General features: G+C 71.0%; 17 protein-coding genes. 7 read left to right on the top strand and 10 right to left on the bottom strand.

The features are described 5' to 3' along the window. The first annotated feature begins 159 nt into the window (after window positions 1–159). The 4 genes from HLK59_RS19925 to HLK59_RS19910 all read left to right on the top strand — a co-directional run bounded on the left by HLK59_RS19925 (window position 160) and on the right by HLK59_RS19910 (window position 3,814). Window positions 160–1,017 carry a DeoR/GlpR family DNA-binding transcription regulator gene (locus HLK59_RS19925; protein ID WP_240982525.1) on the top strand — a complete coding sequence of 286 codons (858 nt, stop codon included), beginning with the start codon at window positions 160–162 and terminating at the stop codon, window positions 1,015–1,017. Beyond that, window positions 995–2,059: a 2-hydroxyacid dehydrogenase gene (locus tag HLK59_RS19920; protein ID WP_171142827.1), complete on the top strand. Its 1,065-nt coding sequence runs from the start codon at window positions 995–997 to the stop codon at window positions 2,057–2,059. The genes HLK59_RS19925 and HLK59_RS19920 overlap by 23 nt, the downstream gene beginning before the upstream one ends. Window positions 2,060–2,076: 17 nt before the next feature. After that, window positions 2,077–3,516, top strand: coding sequence for an FGGY-family carbohydrate kinase (locus HLK59_RS19915; RefSeq protein WP_171142826.1), 1,440 nt, complete (start codon window positions 2,077–2,079; stop codon window positions 3,514–3,516). Window positions 3,517–3,583: 67 nt separating this feature from the next. Continuing rightward, window positions 3,584–3,814, top strand: coding sequence for a hypothetical protein (locus tag HLK59_RS19910; protein ID WP_171142825.1), 231 nt, complete (start codon window positions 3,584–3,586; stop codon window positions 3,812–3,814). Between the two features lie 207 nt (window positions 3,815–4,021). Here the strand turns inward: HLK59_RS19910 and HLK59_RS19905 are convergent, their stop codons facing one another. Further along, a complete protein-coding gene (locus HLK59_RS19905; protein ID WP_171142824.1) occupies window positions 4,022–4,678 on the bottom strand; it encodes a DsbA family protein in 657 nt (218 codons plus the stop codon). Between the two features lie 192 nt (window positions 4,679–4,870). Here HLK59_RS19905 and pepN point away from each other — a divergent pair, with 192 nt between their 5' ends. After that, window positions 4,871–7,444: an aminopeptidase N gene (gene pepN / locus HLK59_RS19900; protein WP_171142823.1), complete on the top strand. Its 2,574-nt coding sequence runs from the start codon at window positions 4,871–4,873 to the stop codon at window positions 7,442–7,444. 214 nt (window positions 7,445–7,658) lie between these two features. Beyond that, window positions 7,659–8,705: a hypothetical protein gene (locus HLK59_RS19895; protein WP_171142822.1), complete on the top strand. Its 1,047-nt coding sequence runs from the start codon at window positions 7,659–7,661 to the stop codon at window positions 8,703–8,705. A 98-nt stretch (window positions 8,706–8,803) separates the two neighbouring features. Here HLK59_RS19895 and HLK59_RS19890 read toward each other — a convergent pair whose 3' ends face one another. The 9 genes from HLK59_RS19890 to HLK59_RS19850 form a co-directional block, all read right to left on the bottom strand. Beyond that, complete coding sequence (locus tag HLK59_RS19890) at window positions 8,804–9,280, bottom strand: hypothetical protein (RefSeq protein WP_171142821.1); 477 nt, start codon at window positions 9,278–9,280, stop codon at window positions 8,804–8,806. A 98-nt stretch (window positions 9,281–9,378) separates the two neighbouring features. Then, window positions 9,379–10,047 carry a hypothetical protein gene (locus HLK59_RS19885; protein WP_171142820.1) on the bottom strand — a complete coding sequence of 223 codons (669 nt, stop codon included), beginning with the start codon at window positions 10,045–10,047 and terminating at the stop codon, window positions 9,379–9,381. Window positions 10,048–10,314: 267 nt separating this feature from the next. Continuing rightward, window positions 10,315–11,454 carry a serine hydrolase domain-containing protein gene (locus HLK59_RS19880; RefSeq protein WP_171142819.1) on the bottom strand — a complete coding sequence of 380 codons (1,140 nt, stop codon included), beginning with the start codon at window positions 11,452–11,454 and terminating at the stop codon, window positions 10,315–10,317. Window positions 11,455–11,566: 112 nt separating this feature from the next. Continuing rightward, complete coding sequence (locus HLK59_RS19875) at window positions 11,567–13,318, bottom strand: TIGR03767 family metallophosphoesterase (protein ID WP_171142818.1); 1,752 nt, start codon at window positions 13,316–13,318, stop codon at window positions 11,567–11,569. Between the two features lie 240 nt (window positions 13,319–13,558). Continuing rightward, entirely contained in the window at window positions 13,559–14,380 is an 822-nt protein-coding gene (locus HLK59_RS50495; RefSeq protein WP_206327337.1) for a hypothetical protein, read from the bottom strand. Beyond that, window positions 14,377–14,778 (bottom strand): hypothetical protein, encoded by a 402-nt coding sequence (locus tag HLK59_RS19865; protein ID WP_171142817.1) that lies wholly within the window; start codon window positions 14,776–14,778, stop codon window positions 14,377–14,379. The genes HLK59_RS50495 and HLK59_RS19865 overlap by 4 nt, the downstream gene beginning before the upstream one ends. 93 nt (window positions 14,779–14,871) lie before the next feature. Then, window positions 14,872–15,330: an NUDIX hydrolase gene (locus HLK59_RS19860; protein WP_171142816.1), complete on the bottom strand. Its 459-nt coding sequence runs from the start codon at window positions 15,328–15,330 to the stop codon at window positions 14,872–14,874. A gap of 9 nt (window positions 15,331–15,339) precedes the next feature. Beyond that, a complete protein-coding gene (locus HLK59_RS19855; RefSeq protein ID WP_171142815.1) occupies window positions 15,340–16,224 on the bottom strand; it encodes a pyridoxamine 5'-phosphate oxidase family protein in 885 nt (294 codons plus the stop codon). 2 nt (window positions 16,225–16,226) lie between these two features. Further along, a complete protein-coding gene (locus HLK59_RS19850) occupies window positions 16,227–16,670 on the bottom strand; it encodes a VOC family protein (RefSeq protein WP_171142814.1) in 444 nt (147 codons plus the stop codon). Between the two features lie 110 nt (window positions 16,671–16,780). Here HLK59_RS19850 and HLK59_RS19845 point away from each other — a divergent pair, with 110 nt between their 5' ends. After that, window positions 16,781–17,308, top strand: a complete 528-nt coding sequence (locus HLK59_RS19845; RefSeq protein WP_171142813.1) for a CGNR zinc finger domain-containing protein — start codon at window positions 16,781–16,783, stop codon at window positions 17,306–17,308. Window positions 17,309–17,410: the final 102 nt, after the last annotated feature.

The raw sequence follows: 17,410 nt of genomic DNA, 5'->3' as shown, positions 1-17,410 counted from the left end.
GCACACCGTTAACTTCTCACTCTGCCCTGAGATTTACCCCCGCGCGAGGGATTGACGGCCGTCTTCCACCGTTACACCCTCTGTTGTCGAGTCGACTCGACGGGTGAACACCGTGCGGTGCCTGCTTCGCCGGCGCCCAGGACGACGGATCGGGAAACGATGAGTGCCGGCACCACGCAGCAGGGCCCCGCGGCCCGTCGGTCCGCCATGGCCGAGCAGGTCCTCGCCGACGGCTCGGCGACCGCGGCGGAGCTCGCCGAACGGTTCGGGGTGAGCCTGATGACGATCCACCGGGACCTCGACGAGCTCGAACGGCAGGGAATCGTCAGGAAGTTCAGGGGTGGCGTCACCGCCCAGCCGTCCGGGGTCTTCGAGTCCAACGTGCAGTACCGCCTGAAGGCCATGCGGGCGCAGAAGGCCGCCGTCGCCGACCACGCGCTCGGGCTGATCGAGCCCGGTACGGCGATCATGCTGGACGACTCCACCACCGCCCTGGAGATAGCCCGCGGACTCCGCCTGGCCGGGATCACCCCGCTGACGGTCGTCACCAACTTCCTGGAGGCGCTCAACCTCCTGTCCGACCAGCGCGGCATCCATCTGATGGCCCTCGGCGGCGACTACGACCCCCTGCACTCCTCCTTCCTCGGCGTCTCCTGCGTCGAGGCGGTCCAGTCGCTGCGCGTGGACGTCTGCTTCGCGTCCACGTCGGCCGTGCACGGGGGTTACGCCTACCACCAGGAGCAGCACATCGTGTCGGTGAAGCGGGCGATGCTCGACTCGGCCGCCCGCAACGTCCTGCTGATCGACCACACCAAGCTCGCCCGGACCGCCCTGCACCGCGTCGCGCCCCTCTCCCGCTTCGACCTGGTCCTGGTCGACGACGGGGCTCCGGCGGAGGCGCTGCGGGAGCTGGACGAGCACCAGGTCCGTTACGAGGTCTGCGCGACGGGCCCGACGACCGCGACGAACATGACGAACGTGACGAGGGGCTGCGATGACCCGGCCGGAGCTACGTGAGCTGCGCGAGACGGGCGAGACCCTGCGGATCACCGCGGCCGGTGACCACTTCGTCCTGCCCGGCCTGATCGCCCGCGCGGTGGCCGACGAGGTCGGTGAACAGGCCGTGGAGGTACGTGAGCTGACACTCGGCTGGCCCCGGGAGCCGTTCGGGCCGGTCGCGGAGGTCAGGGAGGCGAGCGACGCCGAGGAGGAGCTGATCGGGGCGCTGTCCGGTGCGCAGGTGCTGGTCACGCAGATGGGCCCGGTCACCGAACGGGTCCTGGCCGCCTCGCCCTCGCTGCGCCTGGTGGTCGTCTGCCGGGGCGGACCGGTGAACGTCAACCTGGAGGCGGCCAAGGCGCACGGCGTCCGTGTCTGCTTCACCCCCGGGCGCAACGCCGCCGCCACCGCGGAGTTCACCGTGGGCCTGCTGCTGGCCGCCCTCCGCCGTATCCCCCAGGCCCACAACCTCCTCGCGGGGCAAGGGAGTTGGGAGGGGTCGACGTACTACACCTACGAGAACAGCGGACTGGAGCTGGAGGACCTCCCCGTCGGGCTCATCGGCTACGGCGCGGTCGGCAGCCGGGTCGCCCGGGTGCTCTGCGCGTTCGGCGCGCGCGTCATGGTCCACGACCCCTACGTCCGCGGCGAGATCCACGGTCTGCGGGTGGCGTCCCTCGACGAACTCCTGCGCGGATCCCGCGTGATCACCCTGCACGCCCGGCTGACCGAGGAGACCCGGGGCCTGATCGGCGCCCGTGAACTGGCCCTGCTCCCACCGGGCGCGGTCGTGGTGAACGCGGCCCGCGGCCCCCTCCTGGACGAGGAGGCGCTGTGCGACGCGCTGGAGAGCGGACGGCTGTCGGCGGCGGCGCTGGACACGTACGCGAGGGAGCCGGTGCCGGCGGACTCACGGCTGCCGGGGCTGGCCGAGCGGGTGGTGATGACCCCGCATCTGGGCGGGGCCTCGCGCGCGGTGGCGGAGAAGGCGGCACGGCTCGCCGCGGAGGAGGTGGGCCGCTGGCTGCGCGGGGACCCGCCGGCGCACTGTCTGACCTGAGGCCCGAGGAGGCGCTCGTGTACGTGGGTATCGATGTGGGCACGTCCCTGGTGAAAGTCGCCGCCTTCGACGGCTCGGGACGTGAACTGGCCGTCGCCGCACGTCCGGTGGGCCTCGCCCTGCACGGCGGTTTCGTCGAGCAGGACATGGACGAGGTGTACGGGGCGGTCGTCGCCGTCCTCGACGAGGTGACCTCGCGGGTGCCCGGGCCGGTGGAGCTGGCCGGGCTCACCGGGCAGGGCGACGGGGTGTGGCTGGTGGACGCGGAGGGCCGTCCGGTGCGGTCGGCGGTGTCCTGGATGGACGGCAGGGCGCACGAACTGGTCGACCGATGGCTGGCGGACGGCACGTTCGAGACGGTGTTCCGGCGGACGGGCGGCGCCATGTTCCCGGGCTGTCCGGGCCCCCTGCTGGCCTGGCTGGACAGCCACGACCCGAAGTCGCTGGACGCGGCGACGGCGGCCGTCTACTGCAAGGACATGGTGTTCCAGCGGCTGACGGGGGCGGCCCGGGCGGCGACGGATGTGTCGGACGCGTCGATGCCGTTCCTGGACCCCCGCTCGCGCACCTACGACAACCGGGTCGTCGAACTGCTGGGCCTGACCCACCGGCGCGGTCTGCTGGCCCCGGTCAGCGCCCCGCTCGCCACGGCCGAGGCGCGCGGCGAAGGCCTGCCGGCCGGCACCCGTGTCGCCGGCGGCCCCTACGACCTGCCCGCCTGCGCGCTGGGCGCCGGGGTGACCGCGCCCGGCGACGGTCTGCTGATCGTCGGCACATGTCTGGCCGGCCTGGTCGCCACCGGCGACGTGGATCTGACCGGTGAGCCGGCCGGTCTGTACATCTGCACGGACCGCCCGGGCCACTGGCTGCGTGCCATGCCGGCGATGGTCGGTACGGCGGCCCTGGACTGGGTGCTGTCGACGACGGGCGTCCGGCACGAGGAGGTCGACGGCCTGCTCGCACAGACCCCGCCGGGCGCGAACGGGGTCCGGGTCCTGCCGTACTTCGCCCCCTCGGGCGAGCGCGCGCCCTTCGTGGAACCGCGGCTGCGCGCCGAACTCACCGGTGTCTCCCTGGAATCGACGCGAGCCGATCTGGTCCGGGCCACCTGCGAGGGCATCGGCTACGCGGCCCGGCACTGTCTGGAGGCGGCGGGCCTGACCGGTTCCCTCGCCGTGTGCGGCGGCGGCACCCGCAGCCCCGCCTGGATGCGGCTGCTGTCCGATGTGCTCGGCCGTCCGCTGCGGGTCGTCGAGGGCGAGGTGGGGGCGCGGGGCGCGGTGCTCGCTGCGGCCGAGCGGTACGGGGTGGGGCTGGACACGGAGGCGTGGACCCGGCCGACGGCGGTGGTGGAGCCGGACGCCGGACGGGTGGCGTACTACGCGAAGGGGTACGAGGAGCATCTGGCACGGCTGACGGCGGCACGCGAACGGGCGCGCGGCCGAGTCACCGGATGAAGCGGAGTGGACGAAGCGGAGCAGGCGATTTCGGGGGCGCGTTCGCCAAGTACGCGAGGAGGGGTTGATGGGGACACGCAAGCTGGCCTGCCCGACCTGCGGGACCATGCAGGACTTCCGGCTGCTCACCGAAGCGGAGAGGACGGCCGTTCGCGAGGACAAGGGGGCGCGGTACCGGGTGGACAACCTGTGGCGCTGCACCGCCGAGGGCTGTCTGTCGTACTACCGCCACCTCAACAAGCACGACGGCGGCCGCCTCCCCGAGAAGTTCCGTGAGGAGAAGGCCGCCGAGGACTGACGGATTCCGGGCTCACGCCGACCGGAGCGGCGGGCCTACGCTCCCCTTCCGGAGAAGTACATCGAGTCGCTGCGCGGGAAGAAGGAGGCCCCCGGCCACTTCCGGTGTCAGGGCGGCACCGCCGCGGGGCAGTGCCTGTGGGTCCAGCCGCGCTGGAACCAGTCGAAGGGCTTCAGTCTTCCCGCGAGTTTCAGCTGACCGCTCCGCTCACAGGTTGCTGAAGTCCGGGCCCTTGGTCCGGGTGCGCTTGATCTCGTAGAAGCCCGGCACCGACGCGACCGCGAGCGTGCCGTCCCAGAGCCGCGCCGCGTCCTCGCCCTTGGGGGCCGGGGTGACGACCGGGCCGAAGAAGGCGATCTGCTCGCCGTCGGGGCCGGGGACGGCGATGACCGGGGTGCCGACCTCCTGGCCGACCTTCTCGATGCCCTCCTTGTGGGAGGCGCGCAGTTCGGCGTCGAACTCGAAGTCCTCCTGGTCGGCGTAGTCGATGAGGTCGGCGGGCAGACCGGCGTCCGCGAGCGCGGCGGCTATCGCCTCCAGGGTCGGGCCCTCGGCGTTGTTGTGGAAGCGGGTGCCGAGCGCGGTGTAGAGCGGGCCGAGGACGTCCGCGCCGTGCTTCTGCCAGGCCGCGGTCGCCACGCGTACCGGCTTCCACGCCTTGGTCGCCAGCATCTCCCGGTACTCCTCGGGCAGCTGGTCGATCTTGTCCTCGTTCAGCACGGCCAGGCTCATGATGTGCCAGCGCACCTCGATGTCCCGGACCTTCTCCACCTCCAGGACCCAGCGGGAGGTCATCCAGGCCCAGGGGCACAGCGGGTCGAACCAGAAGTCGACGGGCGTCTTCGCGGAGCTGGTCTCGGACATGCGTCTCCTAAGGAAAGCGTTCGAAAGGAAGGTGTTCGAACGAAGAGGGAACGTCGTCCGCACCCCGCGCCATTCCCCGTCGCGGCCCGTCGTTCCCGGCTGCGGCCCGTCTTTCTCTGCTGCCGCGCGTCAGGGGCACATGGCAGGATCGGTGCTGTCCACATACCGAACACCCCCGAGGGAGTGCCGCCCGTGCCCGGTGAGAATCTGTCCCGCGACGAGGCCCGGGAGCGGGCCGCCCTGCTGTCCGTCGACGGGTACGACGTGTCCCTCGACATCCGCTCCGCCGTGGGCGGCGGGGACGAGGCGCCGCGCACCTTCCGGTCCGTGACCACGATCCGCTTCCGGTGCAGCGAGCCCGGCGCTTCCAGCTTCGCGGACCTGATCGCGCCGAGTGTGACGGCCGTCTCACTCAACGGCAGGGATCTCGACCCGAGCGAGGTCTTCGACAGCTCCCGGATCGTCCTGGAGGACCTGGCCGCCGACAACGAGCTGATCGTCGACGCCCAGTGCGCCTACTCCCGCACCGGCGAGGGCCTGCACCGCTTCGTCGACCCCGAGGACGGCGAGGTCTACCTCTACACGCAGTACGAGCCGGCCGACTCCCGCCGTGTCTTCGCCAACTTCGAGCAGCCGGACCTCAAGGCCCCGTTCCGCTTCGAGGTGCGGGCGCCCGAGGCGTGGACGGTGTGGAGCAACGGGGTCGGGGAGCTGTCCGACGGCGTCTGGCGCTTCGCCGAGACAAAGCCGATCTCGACGTACATCACCTGTGTGGTGGCGGGTCCCTACCACTACGTGACGGACTCCTACTCCCGCGATCTGGGCGACGGTACGACGCTGGAGATCCCCCTCGGCGCCCTGTGCCGCAAGGGACTGGCGAAGCACTTCGACGCCGACGACGTCTTCCTGATCACCAAGCAGGGCCTGGACTTCTTCCACGAGCACTTCGACTACCCGTACCCCTTCGGGAAGTACGACCAGGCGTTCGTGCCCGAGTACAACCTCGGCGCGATGGAGAACCCGGGCCTGGTGACCTTCCGCGAGGAGTACATCTTCCGCGGCAAGGTGACACGGGCGTCCTACGAGGCGCGGGCCAACGTCATCCTCCACGAGATGGCGCACATGTGGTTCGGCGACCTCGTCACCATGGTGTGGTGGGACGACCTGTGGCTGAAGGAGTCCTTCGCGGACTTCATGGGCACGTTCGCGAACGTCGGCGCGACCCGCTTCGAGGACGCCTGGATCACCTTCGCCAACCGCCGCAAGGCCTGGGCGTACCGCGCCGACCAGCTGCCCTCCACGCACCCGATCACCGCGGACATCCGCGACCTCCAGGACGCCAAGCTCAACTTCGACGGCATCACGTACGCCAAGGGCGCCTCGGTCCTGAAGCAGCTGGTGGCGTACGTCGGTCAGGACGCTTTCCTCGAAGGCGCGCGGCGCTACTTCAAGCGGCACGCGTACGGCAACACGCGCCTCGGTGACCTGCTGTCGGTCCTCGAGGAGACCAGTGGCCGGGACATGGCCGCGTGGTCGCGGTCGTGGCTCCAGACGGCGGGGGTGAACTCGCTGACCCCGCAGGTGCTGTTGAACCCCGAGGGCCTGGTGGAAGAACTCGCGGTGGTCCAGGAGGCCGCCGAGGCCCATCCGGAACTTCGCCCGCACCGGGTGGCGGTGGGCCTGTACCGGAGGGGCGCGGACGGGGCGGTCGAGCGGTACGCGCGCGTGGAGGTGGACGTGGCGGGGCCGAGGACGGTCGTGCCGGAGCTGGCGGGTTCACCGGCGCCGGAGCTCGTGCTGGTCAACGACGACGACCTGACGTACTGCAAGACACGGTTCGACGTGGGCTCCCTGGAGACGCTGCGCGGGGCGCTGGGTTCGGTGACCGACCCGCTGGCCCGCGCGCTGTGCTGGTCGGCGCTGTGGAACATGACGCGGGACGCGCTGCTCCCGGCCCGGGACTTCATCGACCTGGTGCTGCGGTTCGCGGGCCGGGAGTCGGACATCGGTGTGCTCCAGATGCTGCACGCGTGGGCGAACTCCGCGCTGGTCAACTACGCGGCGCCGCAGTGGGGCCCGACGGGCGAGCGGCTGCTGGCCGAGGGCGCGCTGAAGGAGCTGCGGCTGGCGGAGCCGGGCGGCGAGCACCAGCTGGCGTGGGCGCGGTTCTTCGCTTCCGTCGCCTCGGCGGCTTCCGATCTCCAGCTGCTCCAGGGCCTGCTGGAGGGAACGGCGAAGATCGACGGCCTGGAGGTGGACCAGGAGCTGCGCTGGGCGTTCCTGGAGCCGCTGGCCTCGCACGGGGTCGCCGACGAGTCGGCGCTCGCGGCCGAACTGGCCCGCGACGACACGGCGTCGGGCAAGCGCCACCAGGTCCGCTGTCTGGCGGCCCGCCCGTCGGCGGCGGTGAAGGCGCAGGCGTGGGCGCAGGTGGTGGAGTCCGACGCGCTCTCCAACGCCCTGGTCGGGGCGACGATCTCGGGCTGGAACCAGTCCTCTCAGCGGGAGTTGCTGGCGCCGTACGCGTCGAAGTACTTCGAGGCGATCGAGCGGGTGTGGACGGACCGCTCGATCCAGATCGGCATGGACGTGGTCGGCGGCCTGTTCCCGTCGTTGCAGCAGTCGCGGGCGACGGTGGCGGCGACGGACGCGTGGCTGGCGGCGCACGAGGACGCGGCACCGGCGCTGCGCCGTCTGGTCCTGGAGGCGAGGGACGACCTGGCGAGGGCGCTGCGCGGGCAGGAGTGCGACGCGGCGGCGGGCTGAACGCCCGATCTCTGCCCTGAGCTTGGGCTCTTGGTAGCCGTTACGAAGTTCAGGCAATAACGGCCGTAACCCCTGGTCCGCCCCATTCGGACCAGGGGTTTTCGCTGCCTACTCGGCATCCGAACACCCGTCCTTTAGTACCGTCTTGTCCGCATTCGTCGACAGGCACGTAACAGCGGTTAGGAATCAGATCAACGGCGGGAACACCCGCTGCATGAACCACAACACCCCGGTCCCCCCGCTCTCCCCCCGCCCGGTCCGCCACCTCTCGGAGGTGCACCGCCGGGTGATGACGGCCGCTCAGTTGAGGTCGCACGGCGTCTCGTCGGCCGAGACGAACGAGCAGTGCCGCCCCGGCGGTGCCTGGCAGCAGCTCCTCCCGGGCGTGATCCTGCTCCACCCGGGCCCGCCGACCGCCGAGGAGCGTCTGCACGCGGTCCTGATGTACGCGGCGAAGGAGCGCGCCGCGGGGGTCCCGGCCCAGCCCGGAGCCGAGCAGCCGCACGCCCCGACGTACGCGGAGGCGATGCTGACCGGCCTGGCGGCGCTGACGCTGCACGGCTTCACGTCGGCGCCCCCGCTGATGTCGCTGGACAAGCTGGACGTCCTGGTCCCGCGCCTGCGCCGGCTGCGCTCGACGGGCTGCGCCCGCATCGTCCGTACGACGTCCCTGCCGGCCCCGCACCTGGTCACGGGCCTCCCGGTGGCCCCGGTGCCCCGCGCCCTGGCCGACGCGGTGGCGGAGCTGTCGGACGCGGGAGTGGTACGGCGTCTGCTCACGGAGGCGGTCCGGGGCGGTCACTGCGAACCGGCGGCGGTGGTGCGTGAGTTGAACAACGCGAAGCTGCTGAGCCGCCCGCACGTGGTGGACGCGGTGGACTCCCTGCTCGCGGAGGGCAGGGCGATCGCGGAGGACCGCCTGTACCGGATGGTGCGGGAGCACGGCCTGCCGGACCCGGTCTGGAACGTGGATCTGAGGCTGCCCGACGGGCCTCACCTGGGCGGCCTGGACGCGTACTGGCCGGAGCAGGCGGTGGCCGTGGAACTGGACACCCGGGCCCCCCGCCAGGACGAGGACGCCCTGTGGTCCGAGTACGCCCGCAAGCGCGAGCACCTGGAGCGCCTCGGCATCACGGTCGTCCACATCACCCCGAAGAAGCTCCGCGAGTCGACGGAACAGCAGGCAGCGGTGGTCCGCACGGCCCTGATGGCGTCGAACGACCGCGACCCGGCCGCCTACGTCGTGGTACTGCCCCGGTAGTGACGGACCGGGGCGGGACCAGGGGGGGGATGGGGAGGGGAGAGGAGGGACCGCCGATCGGAGGGGGATCGGCGGTCCCTCCTCATGTGGGCGACCGCCTACCGCTCACCGACGTGCGGCACTGCCGGCGCGGTGACGCTCCCATGCCATCTCCGGTGCACCCACAGCCGTTCACCGGCCAGTTCGGTTCGGGCCCACAGGCCGGACAGGGGGCCCATCGCCGTACCCAACGGCAGCCGCGCCACCAGCCGGGTCGGCTTCACTGTGCTGAAACGGCCGTATTCCAGCACGACGACGCCCCGGTCGGTCATCAACACCACACGCCGACTGATGAACACGTTGGCGAGAAACGCCCCGCCCACCGCACCCAGGACACTCCAGAACAGACCGAACACACCCGGTCCGCCCCACGAGGCGACGGCGAGACGCGCCCCGATGAGCCCGCTCAGAAAGAAGGCGCTCTGCAACCAGGGATTGAGTCCCCCCTGTGCCAGCACCACCCGCCAGACCTGCTCACCGGGCTCAAGAAACCCCTGCGAGCGCCGGACAACCCGACCAGCCAGCCCCAACGCCACGATATGCCGCCTCGGAAATCCTCTGGATATCGAGCGGATCTTCGACTTTCCCCCGAGCCTTTGTCAACAACCGGTCAGTCAAAGTCAATTCACAGAATTCACCGCTGCTCCCTCGGATACCCGATCTGCGCCAGCTCCTTGTCCAGATCGCCCAGCGCGACATCCGGATTCAGTGCGGAGACGACGGCCTGTGTGAGCGGTCGCAGGGCGTAGACATGGCGTACGGCGTCGAGGTCCACCTCGGCCTCGTAGTAGTCCTCGGCGAACTCCTTGTAGGCCTCGGGCCGCCCGTCCGTCAGGACGTCGAAGAGCCACTCGGTGCTGCCGTGGTCCTCCGCACCCGGTTCGGGTGCGCCCGTCCTCCACTCCGCGTCGCCCCGCTCGCGCCAGAAGCACACCGTCACGACCGGCGTGCCGTCCTCGTCGGTGAAGGCGGGCTCGGTGACATAGGGACGGAACACCTCGGGCAGCCCGTCGAACAGCCCCGGCCAAGGCTCCGGCGGGTCCTCCCGGTACGGGCTCATCTCCGACTCGTGGTCGAAGCCACGGGCGTAGACCCCGGCCGCCGAGAAGACGATCGAGTACTCGTTCCCGGACCCGTCGCTCATGGAGGCCACCTCCTCGGTGGCCGACCAGCCGGAGGAGAAGAAGAAGTAACGCCCCTCCTGTTCCGGACTCATCACGGCATCCAGCACGGCGAGGGCCCTGCTCCGGTCGCGTATGACATCGGCCGCGGGCAGAGCACGGATCACTTCGAGATCAGACATGCCCCCATCCAACCCGACCCCACTGACACCGGGGTCCGGGCCGGTCGCCGGATCCGTCCCGTACCCGACCGGGACGGATCCGCCCTTCCTGCGCTCCGCGAGCCGATCGCGGGCTGAGCGGGTCGGGCGAAGTCCGCTGCGGTTCGGCCGCGCCCCAAAAAGGGGCGCGGGGCGGTATCGATGTGCGTCTACTGCCGCGCGGGCGCGACCAGCCACGACGGCGCCGCAGCCGAACGACGGCACATCACCGCTCATCCAGCGGAGCGCTCAGTCGCCGCAGAACTCCGCCTCGATCACCGCCTCGCTGTCCCCCGACCAGTCCCCGTTGAAGTTGAAGGCGAGCGAGTGCCGGCCGTCGGTCGTGGTCACCGCCACCGAGTTCGAGCCGTGGATGCCGCCGTCGTGGCCCCAGACGTGGACGCCGCAGGACAGCTTGCGGTCGATGAGGCCGAGGCCGTAGCCGGCGTTCGGGTACTCCTCGGCCGTCACCGTGGTCTTCAGCTCCTTGAGCTGCTTCGGCGGGAGCAGCCGGCCCTTCAGCAGGGCCGAGTAGAAGCGGTTGAGGTCGGCGGAGTCCGAGATCATCTCGCCCGCCGCGGAGGCCAGCGAGGGGTTCAGCTCGGTGACGTCGTACGTCGGTCCCGTCGCCGTCTCGGCGAGCTTGGAGTAGCCGCGGCTGCTGGGCTTGGGGAGGGTCACCCGGGTGCCGGGGACGGAGGTGGCGTGCAGGGACAGGGGCTCCACGATCCGCCGTCGGATCTCGTCCCCGTACGGCCTGCCCGTGGCCTTCTCGATCACCATGCCCGCCAGGACGTAGTTGGTGTTGGAGTAGTTCCAGGACGTGCCCGGCGCGAAGTCCGGCTTGTGGGTCATCGCGATGGCCACCAGGTCCACCGGCGTCTTCGTGTCGTAGCGATGCTCGAAGAAGCCGTCCTTGAGGAAGTACGTCCTGACGAACTGGTCGTCGGAGGTGTAGTTGAAGATGCCGCTGGTGTGGTTGAGGAGCTGGCGCAGGGTGATGTGGCGGCCGTCGTGGCCGTTGCCCCGGACGGTGCCCGGCAGCCACTTCTCCACCTTGTCGTCCAGCGACAGCCGGCCCTCCGCCTCCAGCTGGAGCAGCACCGTCGACACGAAGGTCTTGGTGATGCTGCCGACGCGGTAGCGGTCGTGGGCCGAACGCGGCTGGCCCGTGCGGAGGTTGCCCACCCCGGGGGTCGCCGACCAGCTGCCGTGCTGGTCCTTCGCCGTGGCGGTGACACCGGGCACGCCGTCCTTCACGGCGGCTTCCAGTGCCTTGCGGGTCGCGTCGTGGTCACCTCTGGCGGGTGCCGCGGCGAGCGCGGGTGCCGCCAGGGCCACCGACAGTGCTACGGCGGTGGCGGCCACCACGGTCATCCGTACGGTCATGTCTCTCCCCTTTTGTGCTCTGCGTCGAGCCTGGTCGGGGGGTGAGACACGGCCGGTATCACCGAGGTTGAGCCATGTACGCCGGTTGAGTGCCTTTCAGCCCTTCTCCGACTCAGCCCTTCTTCAGGACCAGCTCCGTGTTGCGGTCGCCCGTCGTGCCCGCCAGGTCCGTGCGTCCGCCGGGGGCGTTGAAGGAGAGCTCTCGGTAGAGGGCCGACAGTCCTGTCTGGGAGAGGTCGGCGAAGTCCGTGCGGTGCGGGGCCGAGGACTCGATGCAGGTGGTGAAGAGGGAGATCGTGCCGTCCTGGTTGTCCACCAGCTCGACGACGCGGGCGAGTTGGGGGTAGTCGACGTGGGAGGCGGTGGAGATCTCCCAGAAGGAGCGGCCGTTGCCTGCGGCGTGCGGGGTGATCTCGTTGCGGTGGATGTGGCCGTTCACCCAGGCAAGGACGTTGCGGTGGCGGCCGAGCAGGGTGACGACCTCCGCTCCGGTGTGGCGGCGCTCGCCGGGGCGGGCCGGGTCGGGGCGGGTGTTGTCCATCGACTTGCTGGTGTGGTGGCTGAAGACGACGGCGTAGGAGTCCTTGTTGTCCTTCAGCGTCCTGTCCAGCCACTTCATCTGGGCCGTCCCGACGGACCCCTCGTAGTGGCCGCCCGCGTCGGTGGTGTCGAGGCTGATGCCGATGACGTCCTCGGCGATGCGGAAGGAGTAGTACTGGGTGCCCGCGTCGAGGTTGGCGGTGGAGTAGCCGTGGCCGACCGGGCCGAGGCCGCGGTACGCGGGGTCCAGGTGGGCCTGGATGTACTCCCGCGGCGTGAACGGGGCCCGCGACTCGTCCGGTGTCACCGAGCGCATGTCGCGGGCGTGGGCCTTGAGGAGGTCGCGGAAGCCGACGCCGCGCGGGTCCTTGGCCTTCTTGATGGCGTCCTGGAGCTTCTTCGCCTCGGCCGCGGGCAGGCTCATCAGTTTCTTGCCGCCGACGGCGTACTCGGTGAGCCAGGAGTCGCCGTGGGAGGCGTAGCAGCCGAGCGGCATGGAGTCGTGGTTGCCGACCGTGGAGTACCAGGGGAGGTTCAGGCCGGGACTGTTCAGCTCGCGGATCGCGGCGGCGAGGAAGCCGTCGAGGTGCGGGAAGCCGCGCTGCTTGTCGGCGTCGCGGACGGTGGTGTCGGGCTGCCAGTACTGCTTGATCCCGCTGTTCTGGACGCCCTCGTACTGCCGCGGGTCACCGGAGTTGGGGCTGATCCGGCCGCCGCTCATCACCTTCAGGAACCACTCCAGCTCGGACTTCGCGTTGTTGTCCGTGTTGTCGCCGGTGGTCATCGCGAAGTGCAGCGGGGCGCCGGTGACGGGGGCGCCGCGCAGCGCGTTGACCCGCTCCACGAGGGAGATCGCCCCGTGCACGGTCAGTGCCTCCTGCGGCCGCCAGGCGTGCGCGTCGGTCGAGCGGAGGTACTCCAGGCGCAGCGGGTGCTGGGCGTCGATCAGGTGCAGATCGGTGAGCTGTACGAACGCGGCGAGCGCGGTACGGCGGCCCGCGCGGCCCGTCTTCGGTGCGGCGAGCTCACCGCGCACCACCCGCTCCCAGCCGGGGCCGTCACCGAGGCGGCGGAAGCCGGAGGCGGTACGGGCGGCGGCGACGGTGGCGACGGTCGTGCCCCGGGTGTACGGGGCGAGCGGGACGGCGGGGGCCTGCCGGGACTGGGCTACGGGCGCCCCCTCGGCGGCGGCGCCGGTACCGGTACCGGTGGTGGCGGCCTGGCTGTCGGTGGGCCGCAGGGCGTAGCCGACACCCGCGGAGACGGCTGCCGCGCCGGTGGCGGCGAGGACGGTACGGCGGTTGACAGAGCGTGTGCGCGACATGGCGCGGTCTCCCCGAGTGCGAACGCGTCGGCAGTGGTCGCGGGGAGCTCGCAGTCGTGAACAACCCGCTCACACTGGATCGTTGGCACCGGGAATGACCTGCGCGTGAACGAGACGGCAACGCGCAACGCCGATCACCGTACGTGGATCTTGGGGGCCCCTGCGCGTCTACGAGGGCTCGTCGGTCAGCGGTGAGAAGGTCACGCCCTGTTCATCTGGCGGGGTAGGGGTGGGGTCCCGTCACAGGACGGTGAAGCTGTCGCGGACTCGTTCGTAGATCTTGCGGGCATCGGCCTCGATGTCCGGTTGGTACCACGTGTTGACCTGATAGGTCTTGCCGTCCGCGGCGAAGCCGAGGAGCTGTGCGTGCCAGGAGACACCGTTCTGGCTGAAGGTGTACTCCCAGATCACGGCGGGCCAGCCATGGAAGGTGGCCTCCTCCAGGCGAATCTTCCGGTAGCCGTCCCCCTCCTGCGCGTTTCGCTCCGAGGTCTTCCAGACCTCCATGAGGTCGCCGCTGCGCAGCGAGGCCTTCGCCACGAGTTCCTGCTTGCCGTCCGGGGAGGTGTAGTGCACCTCCGCGCCCGACTTCACGTCCCGCCGCCACCCCTCGGGGGTGTCCCAGGCGAAGCCGCCCGACTCACGGTGTGCGCCGGGTGGCGGGCTCTGGTGCGGCGATCCGCCGATCACCACGGGGTCGTTCGCCGGACCTGTCGCGAGGAGCTGGACGCCGATGACTGTCGCGGCGGCGACCACGGCTGCCAGGACCAGTCCGGCCCTCCTCTGTCGCGGCCTGGGGGGATGCGTCGGCCCCGCCACGGCGACGACCGGGTCGAGTGTGTAGAGCACGGTGGATGTCGGTGCCTCCCCCACCGTCTCCCACGAGTCCCGCTCCTCCGCCCTTCGCTCCGCGACCACGTGGACGTCCAGCAGCGACGCCACATACCTCCGCCACAGCGGCAGATCCCGGCGGCGGCCGTGCTCGATGAGGTGGTCGAGTTCTTCGGGGCGGGCGTCCGTCAGGGAGGCCCAGTAGCGTGGGGCGAGGCGGGGGCGGCTCATGATTCGAGGACCTCGCCGGCCGGGGTCGGGGGCTCGGCGGGCGCCGCGGGGTCCGGGCCGGGCCCCGCGATGACCGCCTGGAGCACCCGCGCGCTCCCGAACTGCCGCAGCAGCGCCGGCGCCGACGCCCCGACCGCGACCGTGGCCAGCGCACCCGTCAGCTGCGGGGCGAAGAGCCAGCCCGCGCCTGCGCCCAGGGAGATCCGGGTCAGCGCGGCCAGGGCGTCCGAGGGCGGATCCACGTACTTGTCGAAGCGCGGCAGCTTGTCGCGCCGTCTGTTGCGCGACAGCGCCCGGTGCCTGGCCGCCTGCCAGGTCGCGATCCGCCCGTAGAAGACGACGATCTCCACGACGAGGCCGCCCAGTGCGCCGTATGTGATGGACGTCGACCAGTCCATGGCCGTCCCCCTCGGCAATGGCGATGGCGTTCAGCATCCCAGAACGGTGTCCGCTCCGGGAGGGAAACGGCACAGGCGGGCGAACCGGAGCGGCTACTCCCGGAGCCCCGCCACCCGTCCCGTCACCGGACGCTCACGCCACAGCCGCAGCCCTTCGTCGACGAGGCCCACGCGGTTCAGGCCGGGCACGGCGGTGAGGTCGTGCCAGGCGGCCATGTCGGTGGAGCCGCCGATCTCGTGGCGCAGTTCGCCGCCGGTGACGCGGGCCTCGTAGACGAGCCCCACGGCGTGGTGGTCGACGGTGCGGCCGAGGCGGCCGCGGTAGGTGTGGCGGCGGGTGCGCACGCCGAGCAGTCCGGTGATGTCCACGTGGTACCCCGTCTCCTCCTCCACCTCCCGCAGCACCGTGTCGTAGGGGTCCTCGCCGTGTTCCATGCCGCCGCCCGGCAGGGTCCACTCCGGGGAGCCGTCGTTGTCGATCCAGCGGGCGAGGAGTACTTGGTCGTCGCGGACGCATATGGCGTAGGCCGCCACCCTCAGCTTCTTGCGCATACAGGGAAGTTAGCCCGCCGGGTCGGGATTCGCGGGTGAGTATTCGGGCGCCGACCAGCGCAGCGGCACCGCGGAGGGTGTCTCGACGGCCTCCGTCAGGGTGAAGCGCACCCTGCGTTCCGTGCCGTCGAACTCCGTGCTCGCCTCGCCCGTCAGCTGGAGTGCCGTGCCCGTGGTCCAGTCGAGGAACAGCAGGCCCGCTCCGGGGTCCGCCGCGAGGTTGCCCAGGGTGAGGAACATGGCGTTGCCCGGGTAGTCCCGCCAGCTCAGCTCGCGGGGTGAAGTCACCGTCACGAAACCGGGGTTGCCGCCCCGGTGGCTGGCGTCGGCGCCGTCCGGGTGGACGGTGGCCAGGAAGAAGGTGTCGGCGGCGGTGACGAACTCGGCCTGGGCGGGGGTGAGTTCGCGGCTCCGGCGAGGGGCGCCGCTCTCCCGGCCGGCCGTCACCTCGTAGGACTCCCTGCGCTGGAGGTACTTCGGGCAGTTGGCGAACACCCGGTCCGCCTCGATCGCGAACCCCCGTTCCGTGGGCCGGAGTCGGCCGTTCAGGCGCATCCGGCGGCGGGTGCGGGGGTCGAGGGCGATCGTGCCGACGAGGGTGTCCTCCCGGTGGAGCGCCCGCGCCAGCGGGTCCGTCGGGAGGAGCCCGCCGGTCACCGATATCCGCCTTGGCCCGGTGGCCCGGACGAACCCCGGCGTCCCGGAGAGCGGCGACGCCCAGACCCGGCCCGTCGACGGGTCGGCGGCGCCCAGGACCAGGAGCGGCTGGAGTTCCAGGAAGGCCGCCGCGACCGGTTTGATGCCCTCGCCGATCGCCCGGCCCACGTGATCCGCCTGCTCCCGCACCCCGACCCGGTCCTGCACGGTCCGCGAGCCCGCGTGATAGACGCCCATGGCTAGAAGAAGCCGCAGGTGGGAGCCGACTCGACGGGCGCCGGCGCGCCCTGTGCGCCGCTCGGCACGGAGATCTCCAGGCGGGTGCCGTCCGGGTCGTGGAAGAAGATGCCGCCCGAGGCCGCGCCCTCGCGGTGGGCGACGACCCCCTCGTAGGCGAAGTCCACTCCGTACGTCCGCAGCGCCTGCTCGTACTCCCTGACGCGGTCGATGGAGTCCGCCTCGAAGGCGAGGTGGTGCAGTCCGGCGCGGTCGCCCTCGAAGCCCTTTCCCGCCTGCTGCCAGAGCGTGAGGACGAGGCTCTCGCCGTCGCCCAGGAAGGCGTACCGCCGGTCCTCCTCCTTGCCCTCGCCGATCAGGGCGAAGCCCAGGACGTCGCGGTAGAAGGCGAGGGAGCGGTCGAGGTCGGTGACGTTCAGACCGATGTGACCGGTACGCAAGGCCATGGCTGTCCCCTTCAGCTGATCTAACCTGTCAGAATAATGTTAAGGGTTACAGATAGCCGACGCAACCAGTCACGTACCCTTGAGCGGTTAGCACCGAAGGGAGCCCTCACATGTCCGCCGATCCCCGCCCCCTCACGGGCGAGCCGCTCGCGCTCGACCTGCTCAACACGCGGTGGATGCGGGAGGGGGCCGTGCAGGACCTGCTGAGCGACATCGACGGGCTGGCGGTGTGGCTCGCGGCCAACGCGCTCGACGGGCGGTTCGAGGCGGACGCGCTGACTCTGCGGCACGCCCTCCAGACGCGGGACGCGTTGCGCGCGGCCGTCCACGGAGCCGCCGTGGCACCGCTCGACGCGATCCTGGAGCACGGCCGGATCCGGGCCACCCTCACCGCCGAAGGGCCCGGCGAGGTCCCGGAGTTCCGCGACTCCACCTGGGGGCCCGCCTGGCTCGCCGCGCGCAACTACCTGGAGCTCCTCACCGCCGCGCCCGACCGGATCCGCGGCTGCGCCCACGAGGCGTGCATCCTGCACTTCTTCGACACCTCACGGAACGGCACGCGCCGCTGGTGCTCGATGGCGGCCTGCGGAAACCGGGCGAAGGCGTCGCGGCACTATGCGCGTACCAGAGAAACCTGAGAGACCAGAAGCCGTTTCGCACCTTTTGTCACTCAACTCCCCAAAGGGGATAGCGGGTTTTCCCCATCTGCCCATATCGATTCGGTCAACTCTCCCTAAACA

The sequence above is a fragment of the Streptomyces sp. S3(2020) genome, assembly GCF_013044505.1.
Lineage (GTDB): Bacteria > Actinomycetota > Actinomycetes > Streptomycetales > Streptomycetaceae > Streptomyces.
Note: the sequence above shows the minus strand (reverse complement) of the source record. Positions and strands in the feature narration are given on the sequence as shown.